Source organism: Streptomyces sp. YKOK-I1 (assembly GCF_054660435.1).
Genome location: NZ_BAAGDR010000001.1, coordinates 5,696,644 through 5,713,775 on the forward strand (window position 1 = coordinate 5,696,644; position 17,132 = coordinate 5,713,775).

16 protein-coding genes, 1 tRNA gene and 4 pseudogenes are annotated in these 17,132 nt (G+C 69.1%); 11 read left to right on the forward strand and 10 right to left on the reverse strand.

What is annotated here, in order from left to right:
- Window positions 1–536: 536 nt before the first annotated feature.
- Window positions 537–758: a hypothetical protein gene (locus tag ACYQ8Q_RS25430; protein WP_055634515.1), complete on the reverse strand. Its 222-nt coding sequence runs from the start codon at window positions 756–758 to the stop codon at window positions 537–539.
- A 256-nt stretch (window positions 759–1,014) separates the two neighbouring features.
- Here ACYQ8Q_RS25430 and ACYQ8Q_RS25435 point away from each other — a divergent pair, with 256 nt between their 5' ends.
- Window positions 1,015–1,227 (forward strand): hypothetical protein, encoded by a 213-nt coding sequence (locus ACYQ8Q_RS25435; RefSeq protein ID WP_460068066.1) that lies wholly within the window; start codon window positions 1,015–1,017, stop codon window positions 1,225–1,227.
- Here ACYQ8Q_RS25435 and ACYQ8Q_RS25440 read toward each other — a convergent pair.
- From ACYQ8Q_RS25440 to ACYQ8Q_RS25450, 3 genes and pseudogenes are all read right to left on the reverse strand, one after another.
- A complete protein-coding gene (locus tag ACYQ8Q_RS25440) occupies window positions 1,205–1,879 on the reverse strand; it encodes a hypothetical protein (RefSeq protein WP_460068067.1) in 675 nt (224 codons plus the stop codon). The genes ACYQ8Q_RS25435 and ACYQ8Q_RS25440 overlap by 23 nt on opposite strands.
- A 130-nt stretch (window positions 1,880–2,009) precedes the next feature.
- Window positions 2,010–2,150, reverse strand: a pseudogene (locus tag ACYQ8Q_RS25445) (ArsI/CadI family heavy metal resistance metalloenzyme); the annotation flags it as partial.
- A gap of 371 nt (window positions 2,151–2,521) precedes the next feature.
- Window positions 2,522–3,046 (reverse strand): hypothetical protein, encoded by a 525-nt coding sequence (locus ACYQ8Q_RS25450; RefSeq protein WP_460068068.1) that lies wholly within the window; start codon window positions 3,044–3,046, stop codon window positions 2,522–2,524.
- A gap of 791 nt (window positions 3,047–3,837) precedes the next feature.
- Between ACYQ8Q_RS25450 and ACYQ8Q_RS25455 the strand changes: the two genes are divergently transcribed.
- Window positions 3,838–5,322 carry a helix-turn-helix domain-containing protein gene (locus ACYQ8Q_RS25455; RefSeq protein ID WP_460068070.1) on the forward strand — a complete coding sequence of 495 codons (1,485 nt, stop codon included), beginning with the start codon at window positions 3,838–3,840 and terminating at the stop codon, window positions 5,320–5,322.
- A 420-nt stretch (window positions 5,323–5,742) separates the two neighbouring features.
- A complete protein-coding gene (locus ACYQ8Q_RS25460; RefSeq protein ID WP_460068071.1) occupies window positions 5,743–6,672 on the forward strand; it encodes a hypothetical protein in 930 nt (309 codons plus the stop codon).
- 156 nt (window positions 6,673–6,828) lie between these two features.
- Here ACYQ8Q_RS25460 and ACYQ8Q_RS25465 read toward each other — a convergent pair whose 3' ends face one another.
- Together ACYQ8Q_RS25465 and ACYQ8Q_RS25470 are read right to left on the reverse strand one after the other, a co-directional pair.
- The gene (locus ACYQ8Q_RS25465; RefSeq protein WP_460068073.1) at window positions 6,829–8,079 is read right to left on the reverse strand and encodes a helix-turn-helix domain-containing protein; all 1,251 of its coding nucleotides are present in this window, start codon (window positions 8,077–8,079) and stop codon (window positions 6,829–6,831) included.
- 498 nt (window positions 8,080–8,577) lie between these two features.
- Window positions 8,578–8,970 (reverse strand): protein NO VEIN domain-containing protein, encoded by a 393-nt coding sequence (locus ACYQ8Q_RS25470; RefSeq protein ID WP_460068074.1) that lies wholly within the window; start codon window positions 8,968–8,970, stop codon window positions 8,578–8,580.
- A gap of 812 nt (window positions 8,971–9,782) precedes the next feature.
- Between ACYQ8Q_RS25470 and ACYQ8Q_RS25475 the strand changes: the two are divergent.
- The 5 genes and pseudogenes from ACYQ8Q_RS25475 (at window position 9,783) to ACYQ8Q_RS25495 (ending at window position 12,419) form a co-directional block, all read left to right on the forward strand.
- Window positions 9,783–10,047: pseudogene (locus ACYQ8Q_RS25475) on the forward strand (hypothetical protein).
- A gap of 144 nt (window positions 10,048–10,191) precedes the next feature.
- Window positions 10,192–10,587, forward strand: coding sequence for a DUF5958 family protein (locus ACYQ8Q_RS25480; protein ID WP_460068077.1), 396 nt, complete (start codon window positions 10,192–10,194; stop codon window positions 10,585–10,587).
- Between the two features lie 434 nt (window positions 10,588–11,021).
- Window positions 11,022–11,702 (forward strand): annotated as a pseudogene (locus tag ACYQ8Q_RS25485) (sigma-70 family RNA polymerase sigma factor); the annotation flags it as partial.
- Between the two features lie 21 nt (window positions 11,703–11,723).
- A pseudogene (locus tag ACYQ8Q_RS25490) lies at window positions 11,724–12,173 on the forward strand (integrase); the annotation flags it as partial.
- Window positions 12,174–12,218: 45 nt separating this feature from the next.
- A complete protein-coding gene (locus tag ACYQ8Q_RS25495; RefSeq protein ID WP_460068078.1) occupies window positions 12,219–12,419 on the forward strand; it encodes a DUF7336 domain-containing protein in 201 nt (66 codons plus the stop codon).
- 35 nt (window positions 12,420–12,454) lie between these two features.
- On the opposite strand, the gene ACYQ8Q_RS25500 is transcribed toward ACYQ8Q_RS25495, so the two are convergent.
- Window positions 12,455–12,994, reverse strand: coding sequence for a hypothetical protein (locus ACYQ8Q_RS25500; RefSeq protein ID WP_460068079.1), 540 nt, complete (start codon window positions 12,992–12,994; stop codon window positions 12,455–12,457).
- 294 nt (window positions 12,995–13,288) lie between these two features.
- Between ACYQ8Q_RS25500 and ACYQ8Q_RS25505 the strand changes: the two genes are divergently transcribed.
- Window positions 13,289–13,906, forward strand: a complete 618-nt coding sequence (locus tag ACYQ8Q_RS25505; RefSeq protein WP_460068081.1) for an N-terminal phage integrase SAM-like domain-containing protein — start codon at window positions 13,289–13,291, stop codon at window positions 13,904–13,906.
- Window positions 13,879–14,367, forward strand: a complete 489-nt coding sequence (locus ACYQ8Q_RS25510) for a site-specific integrase (RefSeq protein WP_460068082.1) — start codon at window positions 13,879–13,881, stop codon at window positions 14,365–14,367. Before ACYQ8Q_RS25505 ends, ACYQ8Q_RS25510 begins: the two co-directional genes overlap by 28 nt.
- 74 nt (window positions 14,368–14,441) lie before the next feature.
- On the opposite strand, the gene ACYQ8Q_RS25515 is transcribed toward ACYQ8Q_RS25510, so the two are convergent.
- The 3 genes from ACYQ8Q_RS25515 to ACYQ8Q_RS25525 form a co-directional block, all read right to left on the reverse strand.
- Window positions 14,442–14,515 (reverse strand) — tRNA-Pro (locus ACYQ8Q_RS25515).
- A gap of 42 nt (window positions 14,516–14,557) precedes the next feature.
- Window positions 14,558–15,346 carry a Pr6Pr family membrane protein gene (locus ACYQ8Q_RS25520; RefSeq protein WP_460068085.1) on the reverse strand — a complete coding sequence of 263 codons (789 nt, stop codon included), beginning with the start codon at window positions 15,344–15,346 and terminating at the stop codon, window positions 14,558–14,560.
- Window positions 15,347–15,469: 123 nt separating this feature from the next.
- Window positions 15,470–16,396 carry a metallophosphoesterase gene (locus tag ACYQ8Q_RS25525; RefSeq protein WP_460068088.1) on the reverse strand — a complete coding sequence of 309 codons (927 nt, stop codon included), beginning with the start codon at window positions 16,394–16,396 and terminating at the stop codon, window positions 15,470–15,472.
- A 103-nt stretch (window positions 16,397–16,499) separates the two neighbouring features.
- Here ACYQ8Q_RS25525 and ACYQ8Q_RS25530 point away from each other — a divergent pair, with 103 nt between their 5' ends.
- Window positions 16,500–16,964: a GatB/YqeY domain-containing protein gene (locus ACYQ8Q_RS25530; RefSeq protein ID WP_460068091.1), complete on the forward strand. Its 465-nt coding sequence runs from the start codon at window positions 16,500–16,502 to the stop codon at window positions 16,962–16,964.
- Window positions 16,965–17,132: the final 168 nt, after the last annotated feature.

The following is a 17,132-nucleotide window of genomic DNA, read 5'->3' on the forward strand; positions in this document are numbered from 1 at the left end:
TCAAGGTCGCCCGCGCCCACGCCGCGAAGCACCCCCATCCCGCCCGGCCTGTCCTCGACCCTGATCACCGACGAGGGCCGGCAGCGGACCGACCTCCAAACGACGCTGCGCGAGGCACTGCGGCCGCGCCGACGCACGGGAGGGGGAGGCCGCTTACCGCGGCCTCCCTCTGCCCCACTCACAAGAGGGCTCGCCCACAGCCTCGGCTAGGCCGCCGTGGTCCCCAGGGCGCGCACCCGCACACCACCCGAGGCAGGCCCTTCCACCTCCTCGGTCAGGAAGGACTCGTCTTCCCCGAAGTCCGGGGCCTGGAAGGGGTTCGTCGCGGGAGGCGGCGATGCCGCAGCGCTCGAGCGGGGTTGCCCTTCCAGGGCGGAGAACAGCGACGTCGAATCGATGAGAGGACTCCCTTGCGTGACAGGTCCCTGACGAGACCTGGCGTGCCATGAACCGGGCACAGCGGTTTTGCGGGTACTACGGGTACTGCGGGTACTACGGGTACTAGGAGTGCCGCAGGCTCTGCGGTTTCTCCGCTTCTACAGCTTGGTCATCTTGGCGTACGGGCTCAAGATCCGCATTTGCGCCGAGCCGAAATCCACGAGCGCTGCGATTCCTTCCTCTATGCCGATCACTCGGCCGAGGCCGTACATGTCGTGTGTGACCTGGTCGCCCACGGCGAAGTGCTTGGGAGCGGGCGCGACCGGGGCCTTGAAGGGACTGGTGGGCAGGTGACGCTTCGATGCAGCAGGCTTTGTCATTGCCCCCAGTATGCGCCTGCCCCGCCCCCGCAGACCGTGGCCGTCTACACCCACTCCGCCCACCAGATCTCCGCCCACCAGGGACCACCCGGCACCACTACCGGACGACACCGCCACTGACCTGCGCTTTGCCTTCCCGCATCGAGGACGGAGAGCCTTCCGGGAGCGGCACACCGATCGCCCCGGACTTTCTGCAACATTCCCTACCGCCACCAGGCCCAGCACACCGAGCCGACACCCGTGGGAGAGTCCGCCCATGGACGACTACGAGCAGGCCGTGCCACAGATCAAGGAACACCTGGCGGTGTACGAGCGGGTCCTGGAGCGCGTCAGGGCACGCCACGCCGGGGACGCAGCGGCGCAGGTCCGGAAGGCGCTGGTGGCGGCCTTCGAACAGGAGGGCTTGACGGTCTGGCCGGAGGTGGTGGACGACGCGGCCCTGCGGATCAGCGGACGGGACCGCTGCTGACGCCGCCTCGCAGTCCCCACTCGTCAAGACCGGAGTAGATCAACACGGTACGAGCCGCGGGAAAGGACAGGCACTCGGCCTCCCCCGAGTAGACCGCCACCAACGAGTCGGTCCCCCGCCACCAGCCGTCCGCCATCCCCTCGACCTCTCGCACCGGCTCGTAGGTGTCCAGCGCGATGCCGTCGACATCGTTCCCGGTGACCCTGGTGATCTGCTTCGCCCACAGGGACGCGTGGTGGGCCAGAGCGACCGACTCCACCCATCCTTCGACGGTCGCATGAAGAGGTGTCCACCGATCGGAGTGGATGCCGAACTCGCCGTTCGGCCCGATCGTGAACGAGTAGGGGACGGCGGTCCGTTGATCTCCCGCCTCGAACGACCACCCCTCGGAGGGTGAGCCCTCAGGGGCATCGGGGTGAAAGTACCTGGGACCTCCGCCGTACTGCGGTGCGGGCGGCAAGGCCAGGCCGCCCCAGCGCCGCTGGTAGGCGGACATCCGGTCGATCACGGCCGCCGGTATGTCCCGCTCGAGCCACCACTGCCTGTGCTCCTCGATCGACTTGGTGTCGATCTTGACGCCGTGGGCGCTGACAAAGGATCGGGCTCTTCGCGTCAGCCCGTCGGGAACATCGACATCGGGGTACGGTCTCACCGACCGGACGGTACCCGGCACGACCGTGCCGGACACCGGGAAACCCACAACCGGTTCTCCGGCCAGGGGACGGCGGGGTGCTCACCTGCTGCGACAGTCCGCGGACGTGCGCCGTTGTCCGCCGTCGTACGTCGGGGCCGGCGCTCTTGCCGAGGGTGTCGGCGTCGGCCTTGACCACGTAGACCTCCCACGGCTCCTTGCCGGGGCCGTGGACCCACACCTTGTCCTGGAGGGCGTAGCAGCAGGAGGTGTCGTTCTCCTCGAAGGTGGTCGGCTCGCTCAGTTTCCGGCGTGCTGTTCTCGCGCTTTGCGACGCTTCGGACGGGGGCGGACGCGATCGAGGGCCGTGCCGACAAGCGTCATCCCGGCGATGATCAACATCACGAGGGAGAGGACGCGGTACATGCCGGTTCCATGGAGCGACTCCCCGGCGGCCCAGAGCAGACTGATACAGAACATGGTCAGTCCAGCGATTCTCCGAATACGTGGAGTCATCACGTTTGCCCCCGGATCCGATGCGCTGTCAGTAGGCGTTTCAGGAGTGTGCCATGACGGAGCGGACCGGGCTGCGAGCCGCTCGACGCGCACCATGGCACGGTGGTCGCTGTACTCCCCTGCCATACAGCGACCCCGGCTCCGTCGTCAGCGGCTGCTCGTGGTGCCGATGTCGGAGATGCGGTTGTACCGCTCCACCAGCACGAAGAGCTTGACCTTCCGCGTCGTCCCTCCGCTGCCGAAGGTCAGGGTGACGATGACCTCATGGGCGTGACCCATGGCTCCGTTGTCGGTCAGCGTCCACTTCGCCGGGACGTTCTGGGCACGCAGGACGCCGTCCGCCCCGTTCCTCCTCTCCCAGGCCGCCAGCCGCACGGCGAAGTCGGGCGTCAGGTAGTGCTTGCGGAGCGCCGTGGCCAGCGTGGCGTCCGGGTCCGTGTAGTCGCCCTTCGCGTCGATGTACGCGCCGTAGAAGTCGGCGACCCTGGTCACCGCCTGGCCGTGCGTGCCGCTGACCGACTGCGATGCGGCGTTGGACGCCTTTGCGGCGGCATGGACGGACGCCTGTGCCGGCACCTGTGTCGAGACCCCGAGCCCGACAGCCAGAACGAGGCCGGCGGCTACGGCCGCGCGGCGGCCCGGACGACGGTGTGTGGGGTACTTCCTGTTCATGTGCGTCTTCCTTTTCTGGTCCATACGTGGTTGCTCTCGGCCCGGTGTCTTCGCCCCGGGACCGTCGTGTGGCTGTCGCCTTCTCCGGACGGCGTCCGCCTCCCCGGAGTCATGAACATCTGCTGCTGGAACCCGTGAACAAGGCCACGCGGAGGCCATTTCGGCCGCGCCGGGATGCCGAAGGCACTCACCCGCACGGAACAACTCCCCTCGCCCTGCTGCGGCTCGGGGCGCGATCGATGACACCAAGTCCTGCTGAATCGCGCCGAATGACCCTGTCGGTCGTCGGTCGGCCGCCCTCCCCACCCCCGTGACGGAGGGCGGCCCGGTCGTGCGGTCGGTGGAGCCTGTTCGCGGCTGTGACGGCCGTCTTCCTGAAGGCCTTCACCGGCGCATCCCCGAAGCCGCCCGACGGGTGTCAAGGACGCCCCGGGCGATCACCGTGCGCAGGCCGCCGCCGAGAGGAAGCCGGCGCCCTGGCCGCGACGTCCGCCGGTGTGGCGGGCGTCGCGCCGAGGGCGCGCCCCTGACGGCGAGTGCGAGGCGCGGGCCTGCTCGGATGCGTTCGGGCATGGGTGTCCCCCGTGGATGAGTGCATGGGTGTCATGTGTCGCCCGTCGCCGACTGGTCGGTCCGGCCCTGGTCGGTGCGACACCAAGAGCATCAGCCGCCATGGCGGCCCAGCGCAACGCCGGACGCTCGTCCGGCGAGGGTGGAACCATCCCACCCCACCTGACGTGCAGGTACATGGACCGCCTGAGATACGGGGACACGGGGGAGGACGGGGAACGGTGTCGACCGAGGACGACGTCGAGCAGTTCGCGGCGCTGCTGCGCCGGCTGAAGAACCGCACGGACAGGAGCTACGGCTCCCTGGCCCGCCGTCTCAACATGAACACCTCCACGCTGCACCGCTACTGCGCGGGCGAGGCGGTCCCGCAGGACTACGCCCCGGTGGAGCGTTTGGCCGCCTTCTGCGGGGCGACACCGGAGGAACGCCTCGCACTGCACCGCCTGTGGCTGCTCGCGGTGACGGCACGACAGCGGCCGAGGGCGGGTGCGGGGGCGGCGGAGCCGACCAAGGCCGAGGGAGCGCCGGAGCCGACAGGGGCCGAGCGGGCTTCGGATCCGGACAGCCGGACGGCGGGGCGCGCGGGTGGCGGCACGCGCGGTGCGGGGAGCGGCACGGACGGCATCGGCGGTGACGGGAGCGGCACGAACGGTTCACCACCGCGACCCGACACGGACGCACCCGACACGGACACACCCGACGCCGGGCCGCCCGCTCCCGACGCTCCCGGACCGGGCAGTCCCGAGTCGTCGGCTCCGTGGGATGCGGCCCCCTCGACCGGACGGCCCTGGTACCGCCGTCGCCGCACCGTCGCCGCCGCGGCGACCGCGCTGCTGGTGACGCTGGGCAGTGTGTCGGCGCTGTCGGCCGACCGGTCTCACGACAACTCCGCCAAGGCCCACGGTCAGTCCCGTACGACAGGAACCGGTACCTCACACCACCCCTCGGCCACTGCGAACAGCACCTCCCCCAGCCGTTCGTCGGCCTCGCCCTCCGCGGGAGTACGCGCTCCGGGGAGCCGCGAGTCGAAGGGCGGACCGTCGGCGGACGCGCAGGGCGACGCCCCCGTGCCGACCGGTGTGCCGCTCGCCTGGACCGCCGACTCGCAGATCTGGGACGGCGGTTGCGGCCACGACTACGTCATCGGGAAGAAGCCGACCCAGGTGCCCCCGCCGCCGGTACAGCAGGACGCCGAGGTGTGGGCGGCGACGCAGCAGGCGGTGCCCGGGCGGCAGACGATGGTGCAGATCTCGGTGCAGGGCAAGTCGTCCACGGCCGTGGTCCTGGAGGCCCTCCGGGTCCGCGTCGTCAGCCGCGGCGCCCCGGTCACCGGCAACGCGTACGCCATGGGCCAGGGCTGCGGCAGCGACCTGCCGCCCCGTAACTTCTCCGTGAACCTGGACGTCAACCGCCCGATCGCCCACGCGCGCCCCGGCAACGACAGCGGGAAGCCCTTCCCCGCGGTGCAGTTCCCCTACCGCGTCTCCGCCGAGGACCCGGAGGTGCTGCAGGTCACCGCGACGACCGAGGCCTACGACTGCAGCTGGTACCTGGAACTCGACTGGTCCTCCCAGGGCCGCACCGGCACGGTCCGTATCGACGACCACGGCCGCCCGTTCCGTACCAGCGGCATCAAGGGCCTGCCCCACTACTGGTACGGCACGAACGCCGACAACGTCCGTCAGTGGGTACTCGCCGACTCTTGAGGGAACGTCGGGGCCGCTCGCGCCACGTTCGTGATGCGACCGCTCCCCGTCGCCCAGGCCCAACAGGATTCGCCTGTCCCAGGACGGCGTCTCAGGCAGTGCCTGTTCGCGCAGCTCAGGGTGGGTGGGATGGTTGCGTCGTCGCGGGTTGGGCGGTGCTGGTTGCGGTGGGTCCTCGGTGTCTTCGAAGCTGTGGGTGTCGCACCGGCCAGGGGGATTTGAGGCCCCGGTAGCAGCCTGGTGACGACTCCCGCCCTGTGCCTGCGTACCGGGCATCCGTGTGCCCGGGCGCCCGACGCGCGGCGTTCGGCCGTCGTCGGGATCCTGCGGCGCCGACCGCCCCGCGACCTCGGGCGCGGGGAGCCGGCGCGGGCCGGGAGCGACGTCCTACGGACCACTTACCAAGAAGGAAGACACGACATGAGCAGGAACACCCACGCACGTCGTCGTCCCGGCCGCCGTGCGGCCGTCGCCGCCGGTCTCGTCCTGGCCCTCGGGCTCGGTGCGTCGACGCAGATGGCGGCACAGGCCGCCGTCCCCGGCACGGCATCCGCGAAGGCGTCCGCAGCGGTGCGGTCGGTCAGTGGCTTCAACGGTGACCCGGTGACGCAGGTCGCCGACTTCTACGGCGCGTACGTCGACGCGAAGGACGACGCCACGGGCCCGGACACCGCGCTGGTCAAGGCGCTGCGCGCGCACTACCTGACGCCCGCTTTCGCCAAGCGGCTGGCGGCCTGGGAGAAGAAGAACAAGGCGGACGGTGTCCTGCGTGCCCGGAACGTCCCGGTGCAGTGGACGGTGAGCGAAGGCGGCAACGGTCTCGAGGTCGTCGTCACCCTGACCTTCGGCGGCGGGGAGTCGCCGACGGTGAGGACCCACCTCGTCGTGGAGCTGGAGCCGGTGTTCGGCGACGTCACCGACATCCGCACCACGGGCACCTCCCCTGCCAGGGCATCCGCGAAGGCGTCCGCAGCGGTGCGGTCGGTCAGTGGCTTCAACGGTGACCCGGTGACGCAGGTCGCCGACTTCTACGGCGCGTACGTCGACGCGAAGGACGACGCCACGGGCCCGGACACCGCGCTGGTCAAGGCGCTGCGCGCGCACTACCTGACGCCCGCTCTCGCCAAGCGGCTGGCGGCCTGGGAGAAGAAGAACAAGGCGGACGGTGTCCTGCGTGCCCAGAACGTCCCGGTGGACTGGACGGTGAGCGAAGGCGGCAACAGCCGTGAGATCGTCGTCACCCACGCCTACGGCGGCGGGGAGTCGCCGACGGTGAGGACCCACCTCGTCGTGGAGCTGGAGCCGGTGTTCGGCGACGTCACCGACATCCGCACCACGAGCGCCCGCTGACCATGCGGCCGCTCCGCCTGCTCCGCTTCCGGCTTCAGCCGGGGGCGGGACCGGCAGTCGGCCGGATACCGGCGAGGCCACCGCCGACAGCGCCGGATCGGCACGGACGGCGGACAACGGTGATGTCTGCGCGGGGGATTTGAAGCCGTTGCTTCGTCAGTCGCCGGTTTCCGCCATGTTGGCGGCGGGGACCCGGACCCAGCGGCCGGGGTGGTAGGAGACGCGGTCGTACCGGTAGCTCGCCAGTCCTTTGGTGCTGGTGGTGCGGAAGGGGCGGCCGTGGTCGTCGATGCGGACCGTGCCGGTGCGGCCTTGCGAGGACCAGTCGAGGTCGAGGTACCAGTCGCAGGTGCAGGACTCGTTGAGCGTGGAGACCACCAGGACTTCGGGCTCCTGCAGGGACACCCGGTAGGGGAAGTTGATCGCGGGGATCGGCGTGCCCACCCCGTTGTCGCCGGGAACCGAACGGGCCAGGGGCTGGTCCTCGTCGAGGTTCACGGAGAAGAAGCGGGGGATGACGGCGGCGCCGCAGCCGGGGCTCAAGGAGTAGACCATGCCCCGGCCTGCGGCGGGGGTGACGCGGTTGACCACGCGCACGTGCAGGGCCTCCAGGACGACGGCGGCGGAGCCGCGTCCCTGCACCGTGATCTGCACGTCGGTGGGGCCCCCGTGCACCGCCTGCTGGGAGGCGGCCCACGCTGCGATGTCCTCCGGGTGGGGTGGCGGCGGGACCTGCCGCGGTGGCTTGGCGACGACGTACTCTTCGCCGCAACCGTTGAGTCCGAGTGTGTGGGAGTTGGCGGTCCAGGTGAGAGGGGCCACCGGTGGGGCCGTACCGGCGCTTGCCTGGTTCGGTTCGGGGCTGCCGTTGTGTGTGGCCGAGCCGGAGGGGGGTGCAGCGGCGGAAGAGGTGAGGCCGAGGAGCGCGACGACGAGCGAGGCGGACAGCGCCATCGACCGTACGGGGCGTCGTCTGGGGCGCCCGCTGTGGAGCCGCGGCCGGGGCGGTGAGGTGGGCTCGGGGCGCTGGTTGGCTGATGAGACGGGCCTGGGCGCCTCGACGACCGGGCTGCTGCCGCTCGCGGGGGCGATCGGTGTGCTCGTGGAGGTGTGGGACGCCGGTGCCCGCCGGGCATCGGACGGGCGTGGTCGTTGCCGCGCGGCGGCGGCCACGATCCACCGGCGGTGCAGCTCCGTGCGTTCCTCGGGGGAGGCACCGCAGAGTGCGGCGAACCGCTCGACTCCAGCGAAGTCCTGCGGGACTGCTTCTCCGGAGCAGTAGCGGTGCAGGGTGGAGGCGTGCACGTTCAGTTGACGGGCCAGTGCCGCGTAACTGCGGTCGGTGCGCTCCTTCAGACGCCTCAGCAGTAACGCGAACTCCGCTATATCGTCGTGGGTCGAATCCATGTGGTCCGTACTCGTATCCGTTTGTCGGCTCGTGCGGGCCTGCCCCGATGGGGCACGGTATCCCAGGCGCGCCCCGGCAGGCTCGCGCCTGCGAGGTCCTCGGACTCGCCCGGAAGCCGACGGACTTCGAGACGGGTGAACCGTGTTTGCCTGGTCCTCACCACCAGGTACGGGACACCCACCGAGCCGGGGAACCTCACCCGCACGTTCGCCCTGCGCGCCCGCTGCGCCGGCCTTCCCCGGATCTCCCCGGGGCTTCGCACCTGCAACGTCCTGGCCACGCACCAACGCCAGAGGGCCCTTACCTACCCGGTAAGGGCCCTCTGATCTGCTACTCAGCTGTCGGGGTGGCGGGATGTGAACCCACGACCTCTTCGTCCCGAACTCTCGGCTGGGGGGTCATTGAGGTCTGGTGGGCTGGTCAGTCGGCCATCGATGGATGTTGGCGGTCAGCTGAGGCCACGGTGGTTGCTGTACTTCGCTGCTGTACTGCAGTGCTCACAGCAGCCGCTCCGCCTGGTCGTACTCGGATGCTCGGAAGGTGGGCCAGTAGGTGATGTGAGGCTGGGCCCGGTCGATCATCGCCCGCAGCACCTCCCCGTGCAGGATGCGCACGCCTACCTCCGCACCTTCGAGGCCGGCAAGGTTGTCGATCACATAGACGTAGTAGTGCTCGGGGTCTGCCTTGGCAGCCTCGACCTGCCGGTGTTCCAGCGGCAGCGCTTCACTACGCGCCGAGCGACTGAATGCCTTCACCTCGATCATGCGAGGCAGACTCTCGACGTCGTACGGGAGGCCTGATGTGCGAACGTCCTTGGGATTGCGGCCGGCGGCCTGCTCCAAGGCCATCACACGCGTGATCGCGGCCTGTTCCGTCTCCTTGTTCCCCACGACATCCCCCTCGTTCGTTGACCAACGGTGCCGTGAAGAGCCGCAGCCTGGGAAGCTGCGATCATTTGCGGCTGGTTTGCAGGCTGACCTGGGCGAACGGCCGGATTGCAGCTTGCCGGGGCTGGTCTGCATTCACCGTGATTCCCCGCTGTGCCCCGCCTGCACTGGTGCGGTTGTGGTGCGCCGGTATCCCAGCACAATGGACCAGGGGTCGCCCGGACGCTTAGCCGATGAGCTGGCGGATCGCCGCCACGACGTTGAACACCGCTGGCAGGACGAAGATGCCCCCGACGCCGATCCACACGCACCCGGCGGTTCGGTGGCCGCGGCTTGGCGGCGGCGGTTGGATCAGTCGATCGCCTGCTCTCATCGTCTCGTTGGGAGCGACCAGGCTGCGCCCGGTGCGGCGTTGCCTCCGCCCCAGCCATATGAAGACGACCGCTGCCATCGCCGTGAAGGCAGCCAGCTGGAGGTGCTCACTCGGTGAATCGGCGCCAGCAAGCGTCACGGCTATGTACAACACAAGACTTCTCCCCCCAGAGGATCACAGTGGGTGGATCACCTCATGACGGTTCAACCATGTCAAGCAGGTTGGGTGCTGGTACGTCGCCCTCCACACGCCTTCCAACTGTGGTGGTGGCCCTGGGGGCCTCGGACGGGGCTGTTCACCTGCGTTCACAGGCGGTCGGTCGTCTGGGCTGCTACCGCCTCCGGTCCCGTCTGAACGGCCGCGTACGCCGCTGAATGAGACGGAAATTGAGACGGACGGCGGGGCCGGGCTCGCTAGCATCTTCGCTGTTGAAGGGGGAGCCATGGCGTTGGTCCGCAAGCGATCACGGCTGATCGTCGTTGACGGCACGGCCTACCGCTGGCGACTGCGAGGCAGACCGACCTACTTCCAGGGCTTGGCCTGGTCGCCGTGCACGTTCGCGGTCGAGCATGCGGATACCCCGGGCACGACGCTCGTGGTCACCACTGACCAGCCGCATCCGAGCAACTGGATCGGTCGCGATGCCGACGGCTCCGGGGGCCGCGTTCCACCTCGACCAGTCCGCTGGCTTCAAGCCGTCGCACTGAACAGCCGGGGAATCGTCGGTGTTTTCCCCCGATCGACGAGGGTCGGCCACGGTTGGCGGGTGCGCCGAGTGACGCAAAACAACTGTGCTGCTCGCGGGCGCGGGTGAGCGTACCGTCGTTTTGATATCACGGGGGAGGTGGCTGGTGTTGTACGCACACGAAGTCGTCCTGAACGAACTTGCGCAGGGGCTCAGACCGATGGCCGAGGGTGTCGCGTGGTTTGAGGGCCTCTCGGAGGATGACCAACGCAAGGTCCTGCATGCACTGGTGCTGTTCTGCGGGCAAGCCCGCGCCTGCGAGGACGACGTGCCGGAGAGCATTGCGCGTTCTGGCATTCGTCCCACTCACACGCCGGCGGTGATGCTCACGAAGTGGCGCTTCGGGATGGAAGCACTCCCGGTCTATGAACTCGCCAAGTCCTTCCGCCTGCTCGTCGCTCTCTTCAGCATTGCGGATACCCGCAGGCGGATGCTGCATTGCGCAGATGGGTGCGGTCATGAGTGGCACAACCTGTCGGATCCGCGGCGGGATGCAACCTAGGTGTCTTCTTGCCCCGGGTCTTGCAGAGGATCTTGTTGACCTGCGTTTCCCCTGCTCAGGGGCGGCGGGCTCGTGCGCCTAGTGATCGTCGGTGGTCGTCATTGGCCACTGTTGAGCGGCCTTGGACGGCCCAGAGACGGCCCAGTGCGGAGGCGGCCCGCGGCTGCGCGGTGATGCACCCCTCTTCCATGTCCCACCACTCCTTGGCTATGCCGTGGTTGAGCAACGGGTTCGTCTGCGCCTCAGCCGACGACAGTCAGCCACGATGGCGGGCACGCTGACCGACCCCGCACTTGCGTGCCCCACCGGTCCCGGCAATGTAGCGGCTACATCGTCGACCAGAGCAAGCTATGGCGACTGGTGTTAACCCAGCCTTTGGCGCCCAGAACGGTAACGCGACCACGCACATTTCACTGGACGAGTTGCAGCGGATCATGGCGATCGGTGATCCGTACCTGCTCCTGCGTGAGGTCACGGCCCGGTTGGCCGACGCGCAGCAGGAGGTGACCGAACTCGCCCGGCTCCGCCGTCGCGTGGTCCAGGACCTGCACGCGCAAGGGTTGTCGTACGCGCAGATCACTGAAAAGGCCGGCCTGAGCCGCGGGCGGATTCATCAGATCCGCCACACTGGCCCAGCTCCCGAGGGAGCCTTCCTCGGGTCGGGCGAGAAGAAACGCCCGGTCGTCGCCATGGCCGACATGAACTCCGGGAAGCGGCTCGAGGAGCTGGCCAAGTCGTACGGGCTCGACGTCAGCTCCGGTCGCGGGCCGGGGATGTCTCAGGACATGAGCGACCTCTACGCCCAGGATCCGGTACTGAGCTGGGAGCATCCGGAAGGCGAACCCTGGGCGCTGGTGGACGGGCGTACCGGTGCGGCGCATCGCGCGGGGCGGGACACCGATCCGTCTCGCTGGTACGACGTCGGGTACCTCGGCCGGCTCCCCCGGCCGGACGGAAACGGCTCTGTGCTCGCCATCGCCGGAATCCACACTGAAGGTTCCCTGGGCGTGGTCCACCTGCTCACCTCCGACCTCAACACGATCTGGGGCCAGGTGGGGGAGCGTCGTTTCTCCACGCTCGTGGGTGTCGAGTTCGACCCGGAGACTGACGAACCTGCGACCGGTGCGGCCGTTCCGCTGGACGGTGCCGGCGTGGCCGGGGCGGAGACCGGGTGCGTGCACGGCATCGCTTGGCTCTCGGCCACGCTGGGCGGGTTGCTGCTGGGCAGCATCACGGCGCAACCCGCACGGCCGCTCGTCGACTGCCTGGCCGACTCGATCCGCGGAGTCCGGTCGTTGCACGAGGACACGTGCGACCTGACCCGTCGGGCCAGTCCGACCAGTACGGTCGTCGCCGTGCGCGCTGCTGCCGGGGTGCTGGAGTACCGCGCCCTCGGAGATTCGACGCTCCTCCTCGCCGATACGGAGGGGAAGGCGTCCGTCGTCACGGACCAGCGCTTGGACGACGTCGGCCAGCGGCTGCGCGGGCCGGTCGACGCGCTTCCCACCGGCTCACCTGAACATGCTGCTGCCCTCGCCGAGTACCGAGACGCCCTGACAGGGCTGCGCAACCGGCCGGGCGGCTTCTGAGCCCGGTGCTGGCGGTGCCCCCTGCACGTTGACGGCGAGACGGTGTACGTCGACGAGCAGGACGGCGACGACGTCAAGTTGCTCGGCGTCTACTCCACGCCTGGCAAGGCGGAGGAACGTATGCGCAGGGCACGGCTCCTGTCCGGCTTTTCCGATGAGCCGGACTGCCTTGTCGTAGAGGAACACGCAATTGATGAGGACCAATGGGCTGAAGGGTTCGTGCGCGTCCGACCGGAGTCATAGCCATACCGCACCTACGCCGGCGGTTGAGTCGGCGATCAGCACTTGTCGTCGACGAGCTCGTCAAAGGCGTTCCGGTTCATAGCCCGCTCGTGGGCCCAGACTTGGCCGGGGCCCAGCGAGGCGAGATCGTCCGCGGTGAAATAGACGTGACCGTCGTAGGGGTCCCAGCCGCGGGGTCCTGTGAACGTCAGGGCGTAGGTGCGGCCGGGCAGCAGTGCCTGCGGCCCTGTGGTTTCCACCTGCCAGGTGGGCGGTGGGGAGAAGAGCGGGAACGATGTGCTGCCGCGAACAGGCACCCGCGCCATCCAGCCGCTGTCCTCGACGCCGCTTCCCATCGTGCTGGAAGGGGTGGCGGAGGGCTCGTCATCTCCGATGCCGGCATCGTCGTACTCGTGCTCGCCCCAACTGTGAAGCGTCACGTCCGAGGCCTGGTCTCCCGCGCACAGCCGCACCTCTGCGACCGGTTTTCCGTCCGTGCCCGTCCATACCGCGACGAGTGGCAGATCCGCCGGACTGCAACCACTCAGCAGCCCGAGCCCCACCACCATGCACATCGCGCCGACCGCATGTCTCATCCCACACCCCCGGGTCGTGCAGTGTAGAGCCCGACGGGTCTGTTGTAGATAGTCATATCTGGCCGACGCGGCCGCTGTTCACCGTGTTCTGTACACCGCGACCAGTCTTCACGGGGCAACCCGTAGCGGGGCGAGGCTGCGCCCCAGTTGGCACTGGCGAGAGCTCCAGCAGGCGCGCCCGAGTCACCCGTATGCCCCCTAGACGGTTAAGGCGGGCGACCTCCGCCGCATCCTCCCGACCTGGGTGGACGACTACGTGAACCGCTGCGCCGACGAATCCGAGAGGTGGTCCGCGTGAGCGGCAAGCGAGGCAACGGCGAAGGCTCCATCTACCCGTACCGCAACGGCTATGCGGCCTACGTGTGGGTCACGACTCCGGAAGGCAACCGCAAGCGGAAGTACGTCTACGGGCAGACGCGTACAGAGGTCCACGAGAAGTGGCTCAAGCTCCACAGCGAAGCCAAGAAGGGGCCGGTCGCCACCAACACCTCGGTCCTGGCACAGTACTTGGCCTACTGGCTCAAGGAAGTCGTGGAACCCAACCTCCGGCCGCTGACCGCTGCCACCTACGAGACGACGGTTCGGCTCCACATCGTGCCCTTCCTCGGCTCCAAGCGGCTGGACCGGCTGACCGTTCAGGACATGCGAGGCTGGCTCAACAAGCTCGCCGGCGCCTGCCAGTGCTGCGCCCAGGGCAAGGACGCCAAGCGTCCCGAGGAACGTCAGCGTTGCTGCGCCAAGGGAAAGTGGTGCCGACGGACGCTCTCGAAGCGCTCGGTCAATGACGCCCGGACCACACCTTCCTGGAGAACGCTCAGATCTGGCGGGACAACCTCTACGGCGCGTACGTCCTCATCCTCGTCCTGGGCCTGCGCAAGGGAGAGGTGCTCGGCCTCACCTGGTCGGACGTGAACCTGGACACGGGGGAGCTGCACATCCGCCTCCGACAGAAGGAGCAGCAAGCCGCGAAGGAGCGGGCCAAGGATCTCTGGACGGAATCGGACCTGGTCTTCACCACTCGTTACGGCACCCCGGTCGAGCCGAGGAACTTCAACCGCGAGTTCAACCGGCGCAGCGACCGGGCCGACGTCCGCCGCATCCGCGTCCATGACACCCGCCACACCTGCGCGTCGCTCCTGGCCGCCCTCGACGTCCACCCCCGGATCGCGATGCAGATCCTTCGCCACTCGGAGATCGCGGTGACCATGGAGGTCTACACACACGTGCCCTCCGCCGAGACCCGCAGGGCGCTCCGCAAGCTCGGCAAAGCGCTGGGCGGCGGCAGCAAGCAGAAGAAGGAAAAGAAGGGGAAGCGCAAGCAGCAAAAGGGAGCGGAAGAGCTGTCGGGCAAAGGCGGCCAGCAAGAGTCATAGCGGTTGCTGTACTCCGCTGCCGTACGCACGACAGAGGCCCATTCACGATCACGTGAATGGGCCTCTGACCTGTGTCGGGGTGGCGGGATTTGAACCCACGACCTCTTCGTCCCGAACGAAGCGCGCTGCCAAGCTGCGCTACACCCCGATGTCGCTGCTTGTCCTGCTTGTCGCGGCGACGTCGTTTACTTTAGCCCACTGGTGGCTGGAGACGAAATCCGGTTTTGGCGCGGTGGCGGATCGGGTTGGGGCGGACGTGGTCGAGGGCTACGAGGAGGACGGCGAGGGCGTAGAAGGAGAGGCCGAGGAGGAGGGCGTTGGCCAGGGTGTGCTTGAAACCGCGGGCCTCGGCGTCGAGGAACGGGTAGAGGTGGCGGCCCGGGGTGGTGGGGGTGATCAGTTGGGCGCGGAGGAGGAGGAAGAGCAGGTAGGCCGTGGGGTAGAGCATCCAGGTCGCCGCCCGGCGCAGGCGCATGCGGCCCGGTGGGGTCAGGAGCAGCCAGTCGAGGAGGGCGGCCACGGGGGTGACCGTGTGGAGGAGGTGGCCGGTCAGTGCGGCCCAGACGGTCGGGGTGGTCGCGGGGTCCGTCGCCAGGAAATGGGGGGCCGGATCCGGCAGGAGCAGGTGGTACACCAGGCCCGTGATCGTGATGTAGAGCAGCGTGGCGCCGGTCAGGGCGGAGGGGAGAGGGGCCCGGGCCGACCAGGCGCGGCGGGCCGAGAGGAGGGTGACCAGGGCCAGCAGCGCGTTGCTCTGGAGGGAGAAGTGGCTCAGGGTGCGCAGGGGGGCGTCCGTGATCAGGAGCGCGAGGGTCACGCCGGCGGCTGCCGTGCCGGCCAGCAGCAGGCGCAGTACGGCGGCCAGGGGGCGGTGTACGGGGGGCACCACCGCGGAGGCGGGGACGAAGGAGGGCAGGAGCGCGTGGGTCCGTGGAATCGCGGGCAGCTCCGGGATGTCCCGGGGTATCGGCGCGGTCATGCCCCCAAATTAGGCAAATGGGGGAAAAGGGGCGATGCGGGTGGGCCGGACGGGGGATGTCAACGTTCGGATTTCCCGGCCCGCTCCAGCTCTCACATCCCCGGCCCCCTCCCCGGCCTTTCTTCAGTCCTTTGCCACCAGCGTCAGCAGCGTCACTTCCGGCGGGCAGGCGAACCGCACCGGTGTGTAGCGGCTCGTGCCGCAGCCCGCCGAGACGTGCAGGTAGGACGTACGGCCCTCCGCCGTGTGCGTCGACAGGCCCTTCACCCGGTCCGTGTCGAGATCACAGTTGGTGACGAGGGCGCCGTAGAAGGGGATGCAGACCTGGCCGCCGTGCGTGTGGCCGGCCAGGACCAGGGGGTAGTCGTCCGCCGTGTACGCGTCGAGGACGCGGAGATACGGCGCGTGCACCACGCCCATCGAGAAGTCCGCGGAGGCCGAGGGGCCGCCGGACACCTGGGCGTACCGGTCCCGCTTGATGTGCGGGTCGTCCACGCCGGTCAGCTCGATCGACATGCCGTCGATCTTCAGGACGCCCCGCGTGTTCGTCAGGTTGAGCCAGCCCGCCCCGTCGAAACCGTCCCGCAGGTCCTCCCACGGGTTGTGGACGACGCCGACGGCGGGCGGATTGCCGTTCAGGCCGTGGCGGCCCTGGACCTTCTCCAGGAGGTAGCGGGCCGGGTTGCGCAGGGTGGGGCCGTAGTAGTCGTTCGAGCCGAAGACGTACGCACCCGGGAAATCCATCAGGGGGCCGAGGGCGTCCAGCGTCTCCGGCACGCCCTCCGGGTCGGAGAGGTTGTCGCCCGTGTTGATCACGAAGTCGGGGCGCAGACCGGCCAGCGAGCGCAGCCAGCGCTGCTTCTTGCGCTGGCCGCCGACCATGTGGATGTCGGAGACCTGCAGTACGCGCAGGGGGCGCATTCCGGCAGGGAGGACGGGGACCGTCACCCGTCGGAGGCGGAAGGAGCGGGCTTCGAAACCCGCCGAGTACACCAGACCGGCGGCGCCAGCCGCCGCGATGGACAGAGGTACTGCGTATCGCGCGCGCATGCCTCCATCGTGTCAGACCCGTTGGGCCCGGCTGACACCCCGTCTGCCCTCACCCCTGAAATGAGCGGGCGTCGGGGCTGCCGCACCTGCGACAATCACACCCATGACCACGCTCAAGTCGAAGCTGCAGGAAGACCTCAACGCCGCGATCAAGGAGCGCGACGAGCTGCGCTCCTCGACGCTCCGGCTGACGCTCGCCGCGATCACCAAGGAGGAGGTCGCGGGCAAGGAGAAGCGCGAGCTCTCCGACGACGAGGTGCAGAAGGTGATCACCCGGGAGGCGAAGAAGCGCCGGGAGGCCGCCGACGCCTTCGCGCAGGGTGGTCGCCCCGAGTCCGCCGAGCGGGAGAAGGCGGAGGGCGTGGTGCTCGCCGCGTACCTGCCGAAGCAGCTCAGCGACGAGGAGCTGAACGACATCGTCGTCCAGGCCGTCGAGGAGGCGAAGGCGGCGGGCGCCGAGGGGCCGCGGGCCATGGGTGCCGTCATGAAGATCGTGAACCCGAAGGTGGCGGGACTGGCGGAGGGCGGGCGCGTCGCCGCGGCGGTCAAGAAGCTGCTCGCCGGCTGAACCCGGCCCCGCCCCCCAAGAAAAAGCCGGCCTCGGGGCGCCGTACACGCGAAACGGCCCCTGCTTCTCGTACCGCACGCACTGCTCCGTGCGCTGTACGAGGAGCAGGGGCCGTCCCTTTGCCGCCTACTGCCTGCCGCCTGTCGCCTACCGCCTGTCCGCGTCGGC